23 protein-coding genes are annotated in these 17,433 nt (G+C 60.0%); 19 read left to right on the top strand and 4 right to left on the bottom strand.

Translation table 11 applies throughout. The annotated features are described in order from the left end of the window. Positions 1-10: 10 nt before the first annotated feature. From G0D83_RS10415 to G0D83_RS10345, 16 genes are all read left to right on the top strand, one after another. Positions 11-589 carry a cation transporter gene (locus tag G0D83_RS10415; protein WP_164193041.1) on the top strand — a complete coding sequence of 193 codons (579 nt, stop codon included), beginning with the start codon at positions 11-13 and terminating at the stop codon, positions 587-589. Between the two features lie 95 nt (positions 590-684). Then, positions 685-1,440 (top strand): transglutaminase family protein, encoded by a 756-nt coding sequence (locus tag G0D83_RS10410; RefSeq protein WP_164193171.1) that lies wholly within the window; start codon positions 685-687, stop codon positions 1,438-1,440. Beyond that, positions 1,430-2,395: a cation diffusion facilitator family transporter gene (locus G0D83_RS10405; RefSeq protein WP_028095360.1), complete on the top strand. Its 966-nt coding sequence runs from the start codon at positions 1,430-1,432 to the stop codon at positions 2,393-2,395. Before G0D83_RS10410 ends, G0D83_RS10405 begins: the two co-directional genes overlap by 11 nt. Beyond that, positions 2,367-2,729, top strand: a complete 363-nt coding sequence (locus G0D83_RS10400) for an STAS/SEC14 domain-containing protein (RefSeq protein ID WP_164193038.1) — start codon at positions 2,367-2,369, stop codon at positions 2,727-2,729. Before G0D83_RS10405 ends, G0D83_RS10400 begins: the two co-directional genes overlap by 29 nt. Positions 2,730-2,950: 221 nt before the next feature. After that, positions 2,951-3,310 (top strand): hypothetical protein, encoded by a 360-nt coding sequence (locus G0D83_RS10395; RefSeq protein WP_089851992.1) that lies wholly within the window; start codon positions 2,951-2,953, stop codon positions 3,308-3,310. An 84-nt stretch (positions 3,311-3,394) separates the two neighbouring features. Continuing rightward, positions 3,395-4,834: a multicopper oxidase family protein gene (locus G0D83_RS10390; RefSeq protein WP_164193035.1), complete on the top strand. Its 1,440-nt coding sequence runs from the start codon at positions 3,395-3,397 to the stop codon at positions 4,832-4,834. Between the two features lie 38 nt (positions 4,835-4,872). Beyond that, positions 4,873-5,106 (top strand): hypothetical protein, encoded by a 234-nt coding sequence (locus G0D83_RS32160; RefSeq protein ID WP_235958031.1) that lies wholly within the window; start codon positions 4,873-4,875, stop codon positions 5,104-5,106. Next, positions 5,087-5,329, top strand: coding sequence for a DUF411 domain-containing protein (locus G0D83_RS32155; RefSeq protein ID WP_235958030.1), 243 nt, complete (start codon positions 5,087-5,089; stop codon positions 5,327-5,329). The genes G0D83_RS32160 and G0D83_RS32155 overlap by 20 nt, the downstream gene beginning before the upstream one ends. A gap of 66 nt (positions 5,330-5,395) precedes the next feature. Beyond that, complete coding sequence (locus tag G0D83_RS32505; RefSeq protein WP_009503829.1) at positions 5,396-5,530, top strand: hypothetical protein; 135 nt, start codon at positions 5,396-5,398, stop codon at positions 5,528-5,530. Between the two features lie 202 nt (positions 5,531-5,732). Next, positions 5,733-6,110, top strand: a complete 378-nt coding sequence (locus tag G0D83_RS10380; protein WP_237267629.1) for a cytochrome c — start codon at positions 5,733-5,735, stop codon at positions 6,108-6,110. Then, positions 6,107-6,703: a DsbE family thiol:disulfide interchange protein gene (locus G0D83_RS10375; RefSeq protein ID WP_043772511.1), complete on the top strand. Its 597-nt coding sequence runs from the start codon at positions 6,107-6,109 to the stop codon at positions 6,701-6,703. The genes G0D83_RS10380 and G0D83_RS10375 overlap by 4 nt, the downstream gene beginning before the upstream one ends. After that, a complete protein-coding gene (locus G0D83_RS10370) occupies positions 6,700-7,212 on the top strand; it encodes a TlpA disulfide reductase family protein (protein ID WP_043772509.1) in 513 nt (170 codons plus the stop codon). Before G0D83_RS10375 ends, G0D83_RS10370 begins: the two co-directional genes overlap by 4 nt. 404 nt (positions 7,213-7,616) lie before the next feature. Then, a complete protein-coding gene (locus tag G0D83_RS10360; protein WP_164193032.1) occupies positions 7,617-7,889 on the top strand; it encodes a hypothetical protein in 273 nt (90 codons plus the stop codon). 60 nt (positions 7,890-7,949) lie between these two features. Beyond that, positions 7,950-8,645, top strand: coding sequence for an SCO family protein (locus G0D83_RS10355; RefSeq protein ID WP_203595585.1), 696 nt, complete (start codon positions 7,950-7,952; stop codon positions 8,643-8,645). Next, positions 8,642-9,133, top strand: coding sequence for a hypothetical protein (locus G0D83_RS10350; RefSeq protein ID WP_164193029.1), 492 nt, complete (start codon positions 8,642-8,644; stop codon positions 9,131-9,133). Before G0D83_RS10355 ends, G0D83_RS10350 begins: the two co-directional genes overlap by 4 nt. After that, entirely contained in the window at positions 9,133-9,870 is a 738-nt protein-coding gene (locus G0D83_RS10345) for a cytochrome c biogenesis CcdA family protein (RefSeq protein ID WP_164193168.1), read from the top strand. Before G0D83_RS10350 ends, G0D83_RS10345 begins: the two co-directional genes overlap by 1 nt. Positions 9,871-9,973: 103 nt before the next feature. Here the strand turns inward: G0D83_RS10345 and G0D83_RS10340 are convergent, their stop codons facing one another. The 4 genes from G0D83_RS10340 to G0D83_RS10325 all read right to left on the bottom strand — a co-directional run bounded on the left by G0D83_RS10340 (position 9,974) and on the right by G0D83_RS10325 (position 14,711). Further along, positions 9,974-10,738, bottom strand: coding sequence for a MauE/DoxX family redox-associated membrane protein (locus G0D83_RS10340; RefSeq protein WP_172839579.1), 765 nt, complete (start codon positions 10,736-10,738; stop codon positions 9,974-9,976). A gap of 22 nt (positions 10,739-10,760) precedes the next feature. Beyond that, entirely contained in the window at positions 10,761-11,633 is an 873-nt protein-coding gene (locus tag G0D83_RS10335; RefSeq protein ID WP_164193025.1) for a DUF305 domain-containing protein, read from the bottom strand. A gap of 132 nt (positions 11,634-11,765) precedes the next feature. Next, positions 11,766-12,185, bottom strand: a complete 420-nt coding sequence (cueR, locus tag G0D83_RS10330; protein ID WP_066010352.1) for a Cu(I)-responsive transcriptional regulator — start codon at positions 12,183-12,185, stop codon at positions 11,766-11,768. Between the two features lie 18 nt (positions 12,186-12,203). Further along, entirely contained in the window at positions 12,204-14,711 is a 2,508-nt protein-coding gene (locus tag G0D83_RS10325) for a heavy metal translocating P-type ATPase (protein WP_164193022.1), read from the bottom strand. Between the two features lie 140 nt (positions 14,712-14,851). Here G0D83_RS10325 and G0D83_RS10320 point away from each other — a divergent pair, with 140 nt between their 5' ends. From G0D83_RS10320 to G0D83_RS10305, 3 genes are all read left to right on the top strand, one after another. Continuing rightward, a complete protein-coding gene (locus G0D83_RS10320; RefSeq protein ID WP_066010354.1) occupies positions 14,852-15,052 on the top strand; it encodes a heavy-metal-associated domain-containing protein in 201 nt (66 codons plus the stop codon). Between the two features lie 204 nt (positions 15,053-15,256). Then, complete coding sequence (locus G0D83_RS10315) at positions 15,257-15,673, top strand: hypothetical protein (RefSeq protein ID WP_235958029.1); 417 nt, start codon at positions 15,257-15,259, stop codon at positions 15,671-15,673. A 294-nt stretch (positions 15,674-15,967) separates the two neighbouring features. Next, a complete protein-coding gene (locus G0D83_RS10305; protein WP_164193019.1) occupies positions 15,968-17,431 on the top strand; it encodes a TolC family protein in 1,464 nt (487 codons plus the stop codon). Positions 17,432-17,433 lie beyond the last annotated feature (2 nt).

Genomic DNA, 17,433 nt, shown 5'->3' with positions numbered 1-17,433 from the left:
ACAAGATTCAATGGAGAGACGGACGCTTTGGATCGTTCTGGCGCTCAATATCGGTTTGGCCGTGGCGTTTTTCGCAACAGGCGCCTTCGGCGATTCAAGTGCTCTGATCGCCAACGGGCTCGATAACCTCTCCGACAGCTTCGTCTACGCGATCAGCCTTTTCGCTTTGTCCCGATCCGACAAATGGAAACGCGGGGCGGCGAACGTTTCCGGTGGGCTGCTGATCCTGTTCGCTGCAGGCATCCTCTACGATGCGTGGCGCCGCTACATCGGCGGGTCAGATCCGCTCGGGACGATCATGATCGTCATGGCCCTGATTGCGGCGGCCATCAACGCAGTCTGCGTCTGGCTGCTCGCTAAGCTCAAAGATCCGGACGTCAACATCCGCGCGGCCAACACCTTCAGTTACAACGATTTCGCCGCGAACCTCGGAATCGTCGTGGCTGGCGGCCTCGTCGCCTGGCTGGGAACCAACTGGCCGGACCTCGTCGTCGGCGTGATTGTCGCCGGGATCGCGGCCTGGGGAGGTATCGACATTCTGCGCGACGCACACGGCGAACACCACAAAGCAGTTCATACGGGCAAATAATTGCGGGAGATTCTTTCTGAAAGAAAGGATTGAAGCTACAGTGACTATAGCAATTAGTCTTGTTCCAAGACGATTCGAGGAGCGACCCGTTGCAGATGACCGACCCCCTACTTGTACCCACCAAACTACTGGATTTTGATGCCGCGCCTCTTGCGCATCTAATTGAGAACCGCAGCTGGCGCGGCTTATCCGAATACGATCGGGTCGGAGCTGCCTATGATTTCGTTCGGAATGAAATCGCGTTCGGATACAATCGAGCTGACGACATCCCCGCCTCCGAGGTGCTTTCCGACGGGTGCGGGCAGTGCAATACCAAAGGGACGCTCTTGATGGCGTTGCTGCGTGGTGTTGGCATTCGTTGCCGGTTGCATGGGTTTACGATCCACAAAGGCTTGCAGCGCGGTGTTGTCCCAGAGTTGGTGTATCCGCTTGCTCCGCAAGAAATTCTCCACTCATGGGTTGAGATCGAATATCAAGGTGCTTGGTTCAACCTCGAAGGCTTCATCCTGGATGACGCTTTCCTGACAGTCCTGCAAACGTCTTTCTCGGACACGGACAGTCTCTGCGGTTATGGCGCGGGCACGGATTGCCTTGGCGCGCCTCCCGTCACCTGGAACGGAGAAGATACCTACATTCAGAAATCCGGCATCGTGCAAGATTTCGGCGTGTTTGATACGCCGGACGCCTTCTATTTGTCCCATGAGCAATCCTTTGGATGGCTGCGTGGTGCCCTTTACCGTCATATCATCCGCCACTGGATGAATGCGCGCGTACGTGGTTTTCGCAGCGGTCGCCTGAAGACTGACCGACGCGCGACACACGCGCACGCGGAGCCTGCCAATGCCACATGACCACGGGCACGCGCCTATCGATCCGAATTCTGGGGACCGGCGGGTTGCCATCGCCATCTGGGCAAACGGGCTACTTACCGTTGCGCAAGTCGTCGGGGGCATATTCTCGGGCAGTCTGGCACTGATCGCCGATGCGCTGCACAACTTTTCCGATATGGCCTCGCTTGTCATTGCCTTCGCCGCACGCAAGATCGCGCGCCGCCCGGCCGATGAACGCATGACCTTCGGCTATGGCCGGGTCGAGATCGTGGCGGCCCTGATCAACTACACCACCCTCATCGTGATCGGCTTCTATCTGATCTACGAAGGTGGCATGCGCATGATTGATCCACCCGAAGTCATGGGGTGGACCGTCGTCATTCTCGGTGGAATTGCGCTTGTGGTCGACACGCTGACCGCAATGCTGACCTATTCGATGCAGAAGGGCAGCGTGAACATCCGCGCGCTTTTCCTGCATAACCTGTCGGACGCGCTTGCTTCGGTCGCGGTTATCGTCGGTGGGTCGCTGATCATCCTTTACGACATGCGTTGGGTCGATCCTGCCATCACCATCGGCATCGCGATCTACATCCTGTATCTGTCTTTCACTGAAATAGGCGGCCCAATCCGAACCCTGATGCTCGGGAGCCCGCCGGACATCGACAACGAGGCCGTCGTCGAAGCGATGCGGAAAGTCGAAGGCGTCGCCGACGTCCACTACGTCCATCTCTGGCAAATGCAAGAGCACGAGGCTGCGCTCGACTGCCATGTCGTCGTGGCAGCCGAGGGCTGGTCGAAGATCGAAGAGATCAAGAGCGCGATCAAGAAGCGGCTGAAGGAAGAGTTCGGCATCAGCCATTCCAGTCTCGAATTTGAGCATGAGGATCGCGCTCATCAGAACGCCGATCTCTACGGTCACGGCAACGCAAGTGAAAAGGAGAAGACCAATGTTCAAGGAAACGCTGACCGAGCATGATGATGTCATCGGGCTCGTCTGCGAAGGCAAGTTGACAGAGGCAGACTTCAAGAAAATGCACGCGCTGCTTCATGAACGTCTTGGAACAACCGATAATCCGGGTCTGGTTCTCGACCTTACAAGTTTCGAGGGCTACGAAGAGCCTTCGGCGATCCTGGAAGATCTGAAGATCGACACCGCCCACGTGAACGATTTCCGTCGCATAGCGGTTGTCGGAGAACGCAGATGGATGAAATGGGGCGCACGGGTGGTCAACCTACTGACGGGCTCCGAGATGCAGTGGTTCGAATCCAGCGATACCGAGTCCGCAATTGCGTGGGCGCGTGACGGGTAGCCAACGATTCTGCAAGAAAAGGACTAACTGAATTGAATATGGAATAATGCTTCTGGCGGATCCGGCCCTACTACGTAGCGACGTTAACCGGGTACTGTGTGCCGATGTGCGATTCGAGTGAAATGAGATCCGCCTCAAGATCGTGAGGCTACAGGGGCATCACGTCCAAGTTACAGAATATCGCTTGACCTCCCCTTACTGGAAGGTTCTAAGAATTGTTCATGTTCCGCGTTTTTCGCCTTGTTTTGATTCTCATGCTGACCTTCGGTGCCGTGACTGCGCCGGATGTGTCGTCGGCCAATATGTCGGACACGGCGATGGCGCAGATGGAAACCGCCGAAAGCGCCGATGGCCTCTGCAATGGTTGCTATCCCGCCGGATTTGCTGACGGTACTGCCTGTGAAGGTGGGTGTCCTGTTCCCTGCGGCTCCAGCGGTACGGCTGGCCTCCTTGCCAAGATGCCGTCAGCGCGGCTCGCGATGCCGTTTGGTACTGCCGTCCGGGGTGCCGAACCTTTGATCCCACTCGGCGCGAATCCGTCGCTTGATCCATTCCCTCCCAAACTGCCTCTCGGAACCTGAAACCGGCCTCGCCTGCTGCGAGGCCTGATTGTTGCCTTGGCCGAAGCTGGCTGAGTGCGACCTTTTCAGATCAAGGCAGTTGCGATGATCCTCCACAGACCGATTTCACGAAGGCACGTGCTTCGCACAGGTGCCGCATTCACAGCCCTATCCGCTCTGTCACCTGCACAAATGGCGATGGCCGATCCAACTGGGGACCCATTCGTCCTACGCGCGGCATCCGGACAGGCCGCCCTGCGCCCGTCACCATACGGCCCGATTAATGTCTGGAGCTATAATGGATCCGTCCCCGGCCCTAAAATCCGAGTACGCCAGGGCGACCTACTCCGCGTTCTGGCTCAGAATGGATTGGATGAAGGAACCACAATCCACTGGCATGGCATCCGCACGCCCAATGCGATGGACGGAGTGCCGTTCCTTACACAGGATCCGACCCCGGTTGATGGCGATTTTCTCTACGAGTTCGATGCGCTGGATGCGGGCACGTTCTGGTACCATCCGCACCAGCGCAGTTCGGAACAGGTTGGACGCGGCCTTTACGGGCCGCTGATTGTCGAGGAAGCGGACCCGATCCGCGTGGATCGTGACCTGACTTGGATGCTGGACGACTGGCGCATGACCCGGCACGGACAGATTGCGGGTGACTTCGGCAGCCGCCACGACGCCATGCACGGCGGTCGTATCGGCAATTCCGTGACCATCAACGGTCAGATACCCGAACGCATCGCGGTGCGATCCGGCGAACGCATCCGCTTGCGGCTAGTCAACGCGGCGAAAGCGCGGATATTCGGGCTGGATTTCGGGGGTCTTGCTCCGGTCGTGGTCGCGCTGGACGGTCAACCCGTGACGCCCCATGCCCCTGACGGCGGGGTCGTGGTGATCGGCCCGGCGATGCGTGTCGATTTGGTCATCGACTTGACCGGCAAGCCCGGAGATGCCGTAACCGTCATCGATGCCTTCTACGAGGGACTTGAATACCGTCTGGTCGATCTCGCCTACGGGCCGGACAGGTTGCGGGACACGGTGCCGGATTGGTCGATGGATCTGCCCCCCAACCCGTTGGCCGAACCGGACATGGCGTCGGCCGCGCGGCATCAGATCGTCTTCAACGGCGGAATGATGGGGCAGATGATGATGGGCGGCGGCATGGGGTCGATGATGGACCAGATGCGCGAGGGCAACATGTGGTTCATCAATGCAGAAGCCGCAACGGGTCATATGATGGACCCCTTGCTGGTCCTGCCGCAGGGCACGTCGCACGTGTTCGAGATGGATAATCGCACCGCCTGGCACCATCCGATCCATTTTCATGGGCATTCGTTCCGTGTGATCGCCCGCAACGGACAACCGACTCGGTATCGCGAATGGCAGGACACCGTCCTGATGGCACCCGAAGAACGGGTCGATATTGCCTTCGCCGCGGACAATCCCGGTGACTGGATGTTCCATTGCCACATTCTGGAACACCAGGCGGCAGGCATGATGGGCGTCATCCGCATCAATCCCGGCACGACCAAAATTTGAAATCTCACAACCCAATGGCCACGGAAAGGAATGAACCGATGAACAAGATACTTGGATTTGCCAGCCTCGGCACGGCAGGTGCCGTCGCCGTCCTTGCGATGAGCCTGAATGCCGCGCCTGCCGCCGCGCAGGAGGTCACGCTCTACAAGAACCCACAATGCGGATGTTGCGAGAGTTACGCGGACTATCTGCGCGAGAACGGTTTCACGGTGGAGGTGAAGCCGACCCACGATCTGGCGCAGATCAGCCGCGATGCGCGGCATCCCGGATGACTTCCAAGGCTGCCATACAGCCTTTTTAGACGATTACGTCGTCAGCGGCCACGTGCCGATTGATGTCGTCAACAGGCTGCTGGAAGAGCGCCCGGAAATTGCCGGTGTGACTCTTCCCGGCATGCCATTGGGATCGCCGGGTATGGGCGGCGCGAAACAGGAGCCCTTCAAGATTTACACCGTCGAGGAAGGTGTGAGCCCGACCGTATATGCGGTCGAATGATCAATTGCGCGGTCTGGTGCGAACCCGTGCCGGACCGGCTTCAAGGGAAAACAAAGGATGGAATGCATGATGATGGACGGTGGAATGATGGGCGGCGGCATGATGATTGCGATGGGCCTCGTCTGGTTGCTGATCGTGGGTGTGCTGGTCCTCGCGGCGATCGCCTTGGTCAAATACATCCGCTCGGACAGCGGAAAATAGAAATGTGCCAGAATGCGGATTGAGGGTGCCAGCAGCGGCGATAGCCTGTTGTCGATGGGGTTGGTCTGGGCGCTTTGCGTCCTGCTTGTCCTGTCGTCGCTCGCGGCACTAATCGTCCTCTGTAGGTGGCTCGTAACAAGAAGGCGGAAACTTAGTGAAAAACACGATTAGGCTCTCGGCTGTCCTGCTCGCCACGACGGTTTTGCCCGTAGCGGCGCAGAGCGACGTGCTCATGGGCGAGCGCCTTTATCAAGAGAATTGTGCCAGTTGCCATGGGGCAAACCTGGAGGGGCAATCAGATTGGCGCACACGATTGCCGAACGGCAGGTTGCCTGCCCCGCCGCACGACGCCTCCGGCCATACCTGGCATCACCCCGACCGCGTATTGCTCGACATCGTGAAACGCGGACCGGCGGCGATTGTCGGGAACGGGTACGAAAGCGACATGCCCGGATATGAGGATGTGCTGACAGACGATGAGATCACGGCGATCATTGACTACATCAAGAGCACATGGCCCAACCGGATCCGCGCGTCGCAGGAAAGCCGATCCCTTGCCGATGAGCAGGCGCAGCCATGACGGAAGAGGTCGAGGGAAATGCCGACCCTGTGTCGCGACGCAGTATCTCCGGGTTCGTGCTGGTTCCGCTGATAGCTTTTGCCCTCATGGTCCTGTTCGGTTGGGGGCTTTTCAGGGGTGGCGACGACTTGCCGTCGGCACTTCTCGGCAAACCCGTGCCCGACTTCGCGCTGCCCCCGGTGCTCGGCCGAGAAGAAGGTCTTTCGACGCAGGACCTGATCGGACACGTGTCACTGGTGAACGTCTTCGCCTCGTGGTGTGTGCCCTGCCGTGCCGAACACCCGTTGTTCATGGAGTTGAGTGCAACCGGTGAGGTGCCGCTCTACGGAATCAACTACAAGGACCCGCCCGATCAGGCGCGCGCCTGGCTCGACGAGTTGGGTGATCCCTACGCGCGCATCGGGGCCGACATCAACGGACGCGCCGGTATCGAATGGGGCGTCTATGGCGTGCCCGAAACCTACGTCATCGCGCCCGACGGCACCATCGCCTACCGCCATGTTGGTCCGATCACACGAGCAATCCTGCAGGAAACGCTGCTGCCGATCGTCCGTGACCACAAAACCCAATCCGCCAAGGAGAAAACGCCATGAAAAATCTGAAACCGCCGCTGATCGCCTGGGCACTGTCCGTCGGCGCGGCTTTCGCGACACCGCAAGGGTTTGCACTTCACGACACCCCGCAGCCTGTCGCCAATGTGCGCTACGAGAAAGATGACGGCAGCCGCGGAGACATGGAAGATTTTCGCGGCAAAGTGATCCTCGTGAATGTCTGGGCAACCTGGTGCGTCCCCTGCCGCGAAGAGATGCCGACGCTCGATGCGCTTCAGGCGGAACTTGGCGGCGACGACTTCGAAGTGGTTGCCCTTTCCATCGACCGGGCCGGATCACAAATCGTTCGGCGTTTCTACGACGAGATCGGTGTCACCAATCTCAATATGTATGTCGACCAGACCATGCTTTCGATGACCGCGCTGCGCACCGTTGGCCTGCCGACGACGATCCTGATCGACGCGCAGGGGCGGGAGCTCGGGCGACTGGTCGGCCCGGCCGAATGGGATGATCCCGAGATGGTGTCCTTTTTGCGAAGCTTTATTGAATGAATCCCAGCAAAAGTCCACTGCTCACCCTTGACCTTCCAGTTACTGGAATGACTAGCTTTTAATCATCGAAAGGACTTTCCGGATGACCGAAATATCACCTTCCAACATTGCGGGTGCCGCCAACATCGAAAGCGCAGGAAATTGGCCCCGGTGGTTGACGCGCAGACGATTGCTGTTCGTCGGTGCGGCAACCGTGATGGGGGGCGGCATGGCCCTGAACTGGGGATGGCTCACCGCGATCGGGCTCGCGCCTGTTCTGGTCTCGCTGGCCCCCTGTGCCGCGATGTGCGGCCTGGGTCTGTGCATGAAGGGCGGGTCTGGAAAGGGATGCTCCAACTCGCCGGACGGGGCGTCTCCCGACTGAGTTCTTTCGATAACCATACGATCAACCCAAGGAGAAAACCATGAGAAAAACACTTACAACTTTCGTCGTTGCGACGGCCCTTACCGCAAGTGCATTTGCCGTCAGCGCCCAGGAACAGACCACGCCGGAAACGGGCGAAATGATGCAGAATGAGGGGGCCATGCAAGGCGGCATGATGGACGGCGACATGATGGGCATGATGAAGATGATGGCCGAAATGAAACCCATGATGGAAGCCTGCACCGAGATGATGGCGTCCATGACCGAGAATATGGACGGCGGCATGATGCCGTCGGAAAAGTCTGAAGGCTAGATTTGCCCAAATGCCTGTCGGTCAACGGATCGGCAGGCATTTATTGTAAGGATACAAGAATTGACAGCACTGACACGGCGCGCCGCTTTAGCGATACTCGCGGCCACGATTTCGTCTCCGGCCTTCGCCAATCATCCGGGGGAAAACCTGGATGCGCGCATGTTCGAGATGGAGCCCTACTTCCAAGCCATCGATGCAGCGCAGGCTCCGGGTTTCGAGCTGCAGGATTCCGAGGGGAATCCCGTGCGCCTGTCGGATTTCAGCGACAAGGTGGTCATCCTTCATTTCATCTATGCCAACTGCCCGGATATCTGCCCGCTCCATGCGGAAAAGATCGCGGCGGTCCAGGCTTCGATCAACGACGGGCCGATGAAGGAGCTTGTGCAGTTCATCTCGATCACGACCGATCCTGTGAACGACACGCCAGACGTGTTGCGCGATTACTCGGACCGGCATGGGCTCGATCCAAGCAATTGGGTTATTCTAACCAAACGTCCCGATCAGACTGAAAATGCAACGCGCGTTCTGGCGCGGGACTATGGGCTGGAGTTCACGATGACCGCCGACAGCGACATGATGATGCACGGAGCGGTCACCCATGTTGTGGACATCGGCGGGCGGTTCGCTGCAAAATTCCATGGCATGGACTTCAAGAACGTGAACCTGATCCTCTATGTCAGCGAGTTGATCAACAACGCCCAGCATCGACGCCGGGAGCCCAGCTGGTGGGACCGGCTGACAGGTGTGTTTCAATGAGTGTCGTCGCGACTGGCGTCAGGCTGTCCTCGACAGACGGAATTTCCCTGACAGCTCTGCGTCGGTATTTTGCGGTGATCATCCCGGCCAACTTGATCTGGGAGTTCGCGCATATGCCGCTCTACACGATATGGAACGAGGGCACCTGGGGTGAGATTGTCTTCGCAGCCGTCCATTGCACGGGTGGCGATATCCTGATCGCCATGAGCGCGCTGATGCTTGCCCTCATGCTGTCGGGCCGGGGCTGGCCCCTGGTCGCCTCGACGCGGCGGTCTGTGACCGTCCTGACGGTGGTGTTCGGGCTCGGATACACGCTGTTCAGCGAATGGCTCAACATCGTGATCCGCGCCGCCTGGGCCTATTCGGACCTGATGCCAATCATTCCGGTCCTCGATGCGGGCCTGTCACCTGTGTTGCAATGGATCGTGGTCCCGCTGGTCGCGTTCTGGTGGGCCGTGTGGCCCTTCAGCACCGAGCGTGACGCGTGATGGACATCTCCGGCATCGGCATCTTCGCGGCCTTCCTGGCGGGGGCCATTTCGTTCCTGTCGCCTTGCGTCCTGCCGCTTGTGCCGGGCTACGTTTCGTACATTGCGGGGCAGCCGGACCTGCGTACGACGCGGTCGGTTGGTCTGCGGGCACGTGCCGGGGCGCTCGGATTGAGTGCCTGCTTCGTGCTGGGCTTTTCGACGGTCTTCGTCGCCCTCGGGGCCGGGGCCAGCGCGCTCGGGTCGCTGCTGCTGACATGGCGCACCGAGCTGAATTATTTCGGTGGCGGGATCATCATTCTGTTCGGACTGTTCATGGTGGGTATCTTTCGTCTGGATGCGTTCTCGCGCGATACCCGTTTCAATCTCGACATTCCCGGCGGTCGCCCGTTTGGGGCCTACGTGCTGGGACTGGCCTTCGCCTTTGGCTGGACACCTTGCATCGGACCGATCCTCGGCGCGATCCTGACACTCAGTTCGACCTCCGGCGGCATGTCGGACGGCATCTGGCTGCTGTCGATCTATTCCGCTGGTCTGGGGGTGCCTTTCCTGCTGGCTGCGCTGTTCACCGACGCCGTCGCCGCGCGGGTAAGGCAGATCGGCAAGGCCGGTCGCTGGCTCTACAAGGGCGCGGGTGTTGCCATGATCATCATGGGAGTTGCCATCATGACCGGGCAACTGTCACGGTTTGCCTATTGGCTGCTGGGGACGTTTCCCTTTCTCGCGACGATCGGCTGACGAACCTCGAACCAGCTCTTGGCGCGATGGCTGGTAGGTGAGGATCATCTCCACCACTCAGCAAGGTCGTACACGCCGCGCCTCTGTAGAGGTCGCGGGGCCGTCAGCCGATCAGGTAGACCCGGATCGGCATCCAGATGCCCATGACCATCATCATCAGGTTCTCGGTGAGCGAGACGAACCCCAGCGGCACGTTGCTGTCGCCCCCGACGCAGGCGCATTTCAATTCGCGCTTGTCGATGTATACCGCCTTGAACACCGATACCGCGCCGACGGTGCCGATGAACAAGGCCACGGGTGCCGAAAGCCAGGTGAGCGCCCCGGCGACCATGAGGATGCCGGCGAATGCCTCTCCGAAAGGATAGATCTTGCCGTAGCGCACCCAGCGGCGCGCCAGCAGGTCGTAATTCAGGAACATGGTCGAGAAACTTTCCACATCCTGAAGCTTCTGCACTGCAAGCAAGCACATCGAGATCGCTATGAACCATTCCAGCGCGCGCAGGCTGAGGATGGTTCCAAAGCTGTACCACGACAGGCCGAGCGCCATCAGGAACGCGACGGCGAAAATCGCGATCACTGGCTGATAGGAGGTGTCCGAGCGTTCGCTTTCCGGCGCGTCGAGACCGAAATGCACCCGCAGATCGTCATGGCCGCCGATCCGTTCCTCGCCGATCCACGTTTGCGGCGTGGTCTCGACCCCGTGCTTTTCCATGAAGGCATCGGTTTCCTCACGTGTCGTCAGGTGATGATCCTCGACCTCGTACCCTTCCCGTTCAAGCAGGTCTTTGGACTTGAGACCGTAAGGGCAAAGATGATCCTGCATGACCATCCGGTAGAGTTGGGCTGATTTCGATGCGTCTTTCGGCATGGTGTTTCCTCCAGTTTCTGGTTCAGGCACCGCAACCGTAATATCCGCGATACCCTGCACGCAGACCGGACCCAAGTTCGAGAACGAGATCGGCGTCCTGCATTTCGCCACTATTTGCGTCCAATATGCCGGGTCCGCTCGGCGCGCTCAACGCCACTGTCATGCCTTCCATGCCCCAAGTGCTTCCGGCGTCGCCAGCCTCCAGCCGCACCAGATCGCCGCTGATCTTGGCGAGAGCTACACTCCCACCGTCGATGCGGCCCACCGCCAGCGCAGGCCTGCTTGTGGTGGTGTAGGTGAACGTGCACGCGGCGCCGCCGGGAAACATCTGCGCAATGTCCTCCGTAGTAAGAAATTCGAGGTCGAGAATGGCGATTTCCGGGGTTGATAGCGCCTCGTCGAGGCTCATGATCTGCGTCGGTCCGCTTTCTGACTGTGCCGGACTGTCACCGTTGGCGTCGATATCGTTCACCAGATAACGCATCTCGGCGATTTCCTTGTCCTGCGCATAGATGATCTCATCCGCCAGCTTGCGCACGCGCGGGTCCGAGATATCGGCGCGGCTGGAGGTCATGATCGCGATCGAGTGGTGCGGGATCATTGCCCGCATGTAGCTGGTGTCGCCCACCGTCACCTGGCTGCGGACCAGCCAAAGCGAGGCGGCAAAGACCACAGCGGCACCGATGAAGATGGTGGCGTTAGCCATCTTGCTGGAATACATCGACAGCATGAAGCCCAGCATGATGATCGCCATGGTGGCACCCATCAGGAGAGCCATGTAGGCCCGCGTTTCCGACCAGAACACATGCGTCCAGAGGTAGGTATTGAGATACATCAGACCGAACATGACGACGGTAGACGTGGCGATCATCGCGAAAAAGCGGCCATATGACATGAAGTTGTCCTCTCTCGAAATCGTGAAGTCTAGAGGTGGAACAACTTTCCCGCGCTGGAATGTTCCGAAATAACTACAGTCAGTCGCACCTTATGGGTGGCGCTGCCCGCTGCGGAACATATCTAAGCCCGCTTAATCCGCTGCCCTGGCGGTCCGGGTCTTATCCTCTTCCATAGCCAGATCTGCGAGAATCGGACAATCAGGCCTGTGATCGCCAGCGCAGGCATCGACAAGGTGCGACAACGTCGCGCGCATCTCGGTCAATTCTGCGATTTTCCGGTCGATCCGGTCGAGGTGTTCCTCAGCAATCTGCTTGACCTCGGCGCTGGCGCGTTCGGTATCGGCATAGAGTTTCAGCAGGCTCCGGCAGTCCTCGATGGTGAAGCCCAAGGCGCGCGCCCGGCCGAGAAATGCCAGCTTGTGGACGTCGCTCTGCCGGAAGCTGCGATAACCGTTGGCACTGCGCAGCGGCTCGACCAGCCCGATGTCCTCGTAGTAGCGGATGGTCTTCGCGGGAAGGCCGGACAGGTCGGCCACGTCTCCGATATTCATGATCGTATTCTCCTTGTTTCATTCAGCCGGGACGGGAGACATGCGGGGGTCGGTCGCGGCCTTCGCCGCCTCGTCCATCGCCGGGCGGACGCGGCGCAGGCGCAGCGCGTTCGTCAGTACGAAGACCGAGCTGAGCGCCATTGCCCCAGCCGCCAGCACCGGCGACAGCAGCAGGCCCGACACCGGGTAGAGCAGCCCCGCCGCCACCGGAATGAGGGCCACGTTGTAGCCGAAGGCCCAGAACAGGTTCTGGCGGATGTTGCGCATCGTACGCCGCGACACTTCCAGCGCGTTGACCACGCCGCGCAAATCGCCCGACATTAGCACCACATCGGCGGATTCGATGGCGACGTCGGTGCCGGTGCCGATGGCCATGCCCACGTCCGCATGGGCAAGCGCGGGTGCATCGTTGATGCCGTCGCCGACAAAGGCGATGTGCTGGCCCGTGCCGCGCAGATCGTCCAATGCCGCGACCTTGCCATCCGGCAGCACACCCGCGATCACATGGTCGATGCCGGTCTCGCGCGCGATCGCTTCTGCCGTCTCGCGCTTGTCGCCGGTGATCATGGCAACCTTCAGGCCCAGATCGTGCAGCGCCCGGATGGCCGCCGCGCTGGACGGCTTCACCGGATCGGCCACGGCGATAACGGCGGCAACGCGTCCGTCGATGGCGGCGTAAAGCGCGGTGCGGCCCCGCTCGGCCAGGCGGCGCTCTTCGTCGACCAACGCGCCGATGTCCAGGCCTTCGCGCGCCATTAGGCGGTCTGCCCCCACCAGCACGTCGTGGCCCGAGACCTCCGCCCGAACACCGTGGCCGGTGACGGACGCGAAGTTTCGGGCGTCGTGCCGGGCAACGCCCTCGGCCTCTGCCGCCCGCAGGATGGCCTCGGCGATGGGATGTTCCGACCGCGCCTCTACGGCCGCGACCAGAGCCAGCACTTCGGCCCGGTCAAAACCTTCCGTTAGCACCAGATCGGTCAGTTCGGGGCGTCCTTCGGTCACCGTGCCGGTCTTGTCCAGCGCGATCACATCGACGGTAGAAAGCTGTTGCAACGCATCGCCCTTGCGGAACAGCACACCCATTTCGGCGGCACGGCCGGTGCCCACCATGATTGAGGTCGGCGTGGCCAGCCCCATCGCGCAGGGGCAGGCGATGATCAGCACCGAAACGCCGGCGACCAGCGCAAAGGACAGGGCGGGCGATGGTCCGACCAGCAGCCAGATCATCACCGTCAGCAGCGCCAGCGCCATGACAGCGGGCACAAACCACAGGGTGATCCGATCCACCAGACCCTGGATCGGCAACTTGGCACCCTGCGCCTCTTCGACCATACGGATGATTTGCGCCAGCGTCGTATCCGCTCCCACGCGTGTCGCACGGAACTGGAAGGCACCGGAACCGTTGACGGTCCCGCCGGTGACGGGATCGCCCAACGACTTGGCCACAGGCACCGGCTCGCCGGTGATCATGCTCTCATCGACGCGGGCGCTGCCTTCGGTCACTTCACCGTCCACGGCAATCCGCTCTCCGGGGCGCACGAGCAGGATGTCGCCCGCGGCGATGCGCTCGATGGCCACGTCCTCAGGCTCTCCGTCCACCAGCACGCGGGCGGTCTTGGCCTGAAGGCCCAGCAGCTTCTGGATCGCTGCGCCGGTGCGGCCCTTGGCGCGTGCCTCCAGCCAGCGGCCCAGCAGGATCAGAACGACGATCACCGCCGCCGCCTCGAAATAGACGGCGCGCGACCCTTCGGGCAGCAGCGCGGGCGCGAAAAGAGCGACCAGAGAATAGAGATAGGCGGCAGAGGTGCCGACAGCGACAAGGCTGTTCATGTCCGGCGCACCCTTGAACAGCGCGGGAAACCCGCGCGTATAGAAGCTGCGCCCCGGCCAGAGCAGGACCACCGTGGTCAGGACGAACTGGATCAGCCAGCTTGCCCGATGGCCGATCGTGTCGCCGATCAGACCATGCATGCCGGGGATCAGGTGCGCGCCCATTTCCAGCAGAAACACAGGCAGGGCGAGGGTCGCCGCCAGCGCGGTCCTGCGAGCCAGCGTCCGCGCCTCTTCATCCTTGCGGGCACTCGTGTCTTCCGGCGCGCTGTCCGGCGGCAAGGTCGCGGGATAGCCTGCGTCACCCGCCGCCTTCAGCAGGTCCGCAACCGCAAACGAGCCTTCGAGATACGTTACCGTCGCAGTTTCCGATGCCAGATTGACGTTCACGTCCAGCACGCCCGGCACCGCCGCCAGCGCCTTGTCCACCCGCCCAACGCAGGACGCACAAGACATGGAGGCCACGTTCAGGCGAGTGCTCTGATTACGGGCCGGATAGCCAATCTCTTCCAGCTTTTCGACGATGTTCGAAATGCGCCCTTGCGCGTCGATCTGCGCCTTGGCCGTCTCGCTGGCAAGGTTGACGTGAACGTCGCTGACACCCGGCAGGCCGGAAAGTCCACGCTCCACCCGCCCAACGCAAGAGGCGCAGGACATGTTCTGCAGGGAAAGTCGAAGGGTATGCGAATCCGACATGGGTGACTCCTGATCCTGGTCTTGCGAGAGATAAGGGTTCCATTCGCTGGAAGGTCAATAGATGCATCGAGGAATTTTTTCGGGCATTGACCTTCCCATAGGGCAGCGGCCTAGATGGCAGCAGCAAGAAGGAGATCGTGATGATCAGGTTCAGCGTGCCGGACATGAACTGCGGACATTGCACCGCGTCGATAGAGAAGGCCATTGTGACGATAGATCCACACGCGACTGTCACCTGTGACCTGACTGCGCGTTCCGTCGAGGTAGATAGCGCATTGGATGAAAGCGCTCTGAAGGCAGCGATTCATGATGCGGGCTACGGATCGGAAAGACTGACTTAGTCCCGGCAATTCCAGTCATTATTGAAATATTCCCTGCCATTTTCGCGTCTTCTGTCTGACTGGTGAACGTTGCTATGTATCTATTGCGCAACAGTTTTGAGCGCTCGCAGCGAGAATTCGCCTGCCTCGCTAGAATGTGCCAAACCTTCCCGCGCTGTAAGCGTTGACTAATTTGTCAAAACGTCCAAGTTCCCGTTCATGAGAATGCGTGTCGCCACTTCGGTATGGGTGAAATTCCTCACTTGCTTCGCTTTTGCGTTGGCATTGGTTCTGTCTCCACCTTCTGCGGCACACGCGGCCTCGGGAATGCATGATGGTCAGCATTCTGGATCGATCAGTGCCCTTCTCAGCGAACCGACAGTTGGTCAGGGAACTGATATCCACGCCGACCACATGAAACACCCGGCGACAGTTGACGTGGATGACATATCCTCCGACATTGGTGAAACAGAGCATCAATCAACTCAGTGTTGTAACGGAATATGCATTTCTGTCGTCATTCCAGACGCAGACTTGGTATTCCCGGATCCTATTGCTGCGAAAGAATATATGATCCTGAGCGGTCAGACGCATTCCGTCGAAACATCAGGGTTTCTGCGGCCCCCTCGATTCCTGATCTGAAACGGCGCCCAATCCGGGTGTGAGCCTTGCGCAGACTCTGCGTGAGACATCGTTCATCAATCAGGATACCTTCATGAAAATTCATCTACTTATGGGGGCTTCGGCCCTCGGGCTTGGCGCATGCGCCTATGAGCCTACCCCTTTGCCCTCCGTTGCGACACAACAGGCTGTCGTCAACGCGACCGTTTCGTCTCCGATCAGCTATCAAGATCCATTGGCTGGCTACACCTATCGTGGTCCGACCGGCCCCCGTGATTGGCGGTCTGTCAATCAAGAGCAGACGGAGGGCAACTGATGCGGGTATCTAAGATTCCGCTGGTTCTTGGCTTTCCACTTTTCTTGGGTGCCTGCGCTACCGCAGTACCGGGAAGCTACACCGAACCGAAGGCCGGTTTTGCCAATGTGGCCAGCCAGATCACGCCAGCGATCGGCAAACGGACCGTGTTTGCGGAAACGCAGGCCGAAAACGAAGCTCTCAAGAAACAGGTGCACAGCATGGTGCATCAGAAGACGATCTCGGCCGATACGGCGGTTCAGGTTGCGCTGCTGAACAATAAGGGTCTGCAAGCGTCTTACGCCAATGTTGGCCTCTCGGCCGCTGAGGCCTGGCAGCAATCGACGCCGGAAAACCCGATCGTCTCAATTGGCGTCCTGGGAATCGGTGCGCCTGAGCTCGGTGCCTACAGGGCGATCGAAGGGCTGATCCGGTCGAACGTCCTCGATGCCACCACGCGCAAACAGCGCATGGCCATTGCTGATGCAAGCTTCCGGCAGGCTCAGCTCAATGCCGTGAACGACACACTTGCACTGGCCAATCAGACGCGAAAGGCATGGGTCGATGCAGTCGCCGCCTTCGAGGCAGTGAGCTATCTGCGGCGCGCGAAAGCGACCTCTGACGCCGGCTCGGAACTGGCTATGCGGTTGGGCGAGACCGGCGCACTCAACAAAGCTGGGCAGGCCCGCGAACAGGCATTCAATGCCGAACTGGCGGGGCAACTTGCACAGGCACGATTGAACGCCACTCGGTCCAAGGAGGCTTTGACCAGGTTGATGGGTCTCTGGGGCACCGAAGTCGATTACTATGTGCCAGATGCCCTTCCTGCACTGCCGCGTTCTGTCGGCCGTGTGACCGACATCGAGGCCAAGGCGCTCCGAAACCGGGTGGATCTCCGTGTTGCCAAACTTGGCCTGGAAGCGCAGGCCAAGGCGTTTGGGCTGACCGATCAGACCCGCATTGTCAGCGATCTTGAGTTCATTGCCGGGTTCGAGGCGGAGCGGGAAATTGAGGACGGAGAAACGGAAACCGTGACCACCCCTCAGGTGGAAGTGGAGTTCGCGATCCCGATCTATGACACCGGCAAGGCCCGGATGCGCAAGGCGGAATTGTCTTATCTACAAGCGGCCAACGTGCTCGCAGAGAAGGCCGTGAACGTCCGGTCCGAAGCGCGCGGTGCTGAGACTTCCTATCATGCCGCCTATAAAATCGCGCGCCACTACCGCGACGTTCTGGTGCCGCTACGCACGACCGTCGAAGAAGAGGGTTTGCTGTCTTACAACGGCATGATCACCAACACTTTCGAGCTGCTGACTGATGTGCGCGAGAAACTTGGCGCATCCCTGGAAGCGGCAAACGCAAAACGCGAGTTCTACATGGCACAGGCCGATCTGACCGCCGCGATCTATGGCGGCGGCGAAGGCGGCGGTGGTGCTGGTGGAGAAGGCGCAACGCTTGCCGCCGGTGGCGGCGCAGGACACTGAAA

Source organism: Salipiger sp. PrR003 (assembly GCF_010500785.1).
Lineage (GTDB): Bacteria > Pseudomonadota > Alphaproteobacteria > Rhodobacterales > Rhodobacteraceae > Salipiger > Salipiger pacificus_A.
Note: the sequence above shows the minus strand (reverse complement) of the source record. Positions and strands in the feature narration are given on the sequence as shown.

Bases quoted from the DNA above. Each gene is read 5' to 3' on its own strand.
- G0D83_RS10415 (WP_164193041.1), top strand. From the start codon at position 11: ATGGAGAGACGGACGCTTTGGATCGTTCTGGCGCTCAATATCGGTTTG.
- G0D83_RS10410 (WP_164193171.1), top strand. From the start codon at position 685: ATGACCGACCCCCTACTTGTACCCACCAAACTACTGGATTTTGATGCC.
- G0D83_RS10405 (WP_028095360.1), top strand. From the start codon at position 1,430: ATGCCACATGACCACGGGCACGCGCCTATCGATCCGAATTCTGGGGAC.
- G0D83_RS10400 (WP_164193038.1), top strand. From the start codon at position 2,367: ATGTTCAAGGAAACGCTGACCGAGCATGATGATGTCATCGGGCTCGTC.
- G0D83_RS10395 (WP_089851992.1), top strand. From the start codon at position 2,951: ATGTTCCGCGTTTTTCGCCTTGTTTTGATTCTCATGCTGACCTTCGGT.
- G0D83_RS10390 (WP_164193035.1), top strand. From the start codon at position 3,395: ATGATCCTCCACAGACCGATTTCACGAAGGCACGTGCTTCGCACAGGT.
- G0D83_RS32160 (WP_235958031.1), top strand. From the start codon at position 4,873: ATGAACAAGATACTTGGATTTGCCAGCCTCGGCACGGCAGGTGCCGTC.
- G0D83_RS32155 (WP_235958030.1), top strand. From the start codon at position 5,087: ATGCGCGGCATCCCGGATGACTTCCAAGGCTGCCATACAGCCTTTTTA.
- G0D83_RS32505 (WP_009503829.1), top strand. From the start codon at position 5,396: ATGATGATGGACGGTGGAATGATGGGCGGCGGCATGATGATTGCGATG.
- G0D83_RS10375 (WP_043772511.1), top strand. From the start codon at position 6,107: ATGACGGAAGAGGTCGAGGGAAATGCCGACCCTGTGTCGCGACGCAGT.
- G0D83_RS10370 (WP_043772509.1), top strand. From the start codon at position 6,700: ATGAAAAATCTGAAACCGCCGCTGATCGCCTGGGCACTGTCCGTCGGC.
- G0D83_RS10360 (WP_164193032.1), top strand. From the start codon at position 7,617: ATGAGAAAAACACTTACAACTTTCGTCGTTGCGACGGCCCTTACCGCA.
- G0D83_RS10350 (WP_164193029.1), top strand. From the start codon at position 8,642: ATGAGTGTCGTCGCGACTGGCGTCAGGCTGTCCTCGACAGACGGAATT.
- G0D83_RS10345 (WP_164193168.1), top strand. From the start codon at position 9,133: ATGGACATCTCCGGCATCGGCATCTTCGCGGCCTTCCTGGCGGGGGCC.
- G0D83_RS10340 (WP_172839579.1), bottom strand. From the start codon at position 10,738: ATGCCGAAAGACGCATCGAAATCAGCCCAACTCTACCGGATGGTCATG.
- G0D83_RS10335 (WP_164193025.1), bottom strand. From the start codon at position 11,633: ATGTCATATGGCCGCTTTTTCGCGATGATCGCCACGTCTACCGTCGTC.
- cueR (WP_066010352.1), bottom strand. From the start codon at position 12,185: ATGAATATCGGAGACGTGGCCGACCTGTCCGGCCTTCCCGCGAAGACC.
- G0D83_RS10325 (WP_164193022.1), bottom strand. From the start codon at position 14,711: ATGTCGGATTCGCATACCCTTCGACTTTCCCTGCAGAACATGTCCTGC.
- G0D83_RS10320 (WP_066010354.1), top strand. From the start codon at position 14,852: ATGATCAGGTTCAGCGTGCCGGACATGAACTGCGGACATTGCACCGCG.
- G0D83_RS10315 (WP_235958029.1), top strand. From the start codon at position 15,257: ATGCGTGTCGCCACTTCGGTATGGGTGAAATTCCTCACTTGCTTCGCT.
- G0D83_RS10305 (WP_164193019.1), top strand. From the start codon at position 15,968: ATGCGGGTATCTAAGATTCCGCTGGTTCTTGGCTTTCCACTTTTCTTG.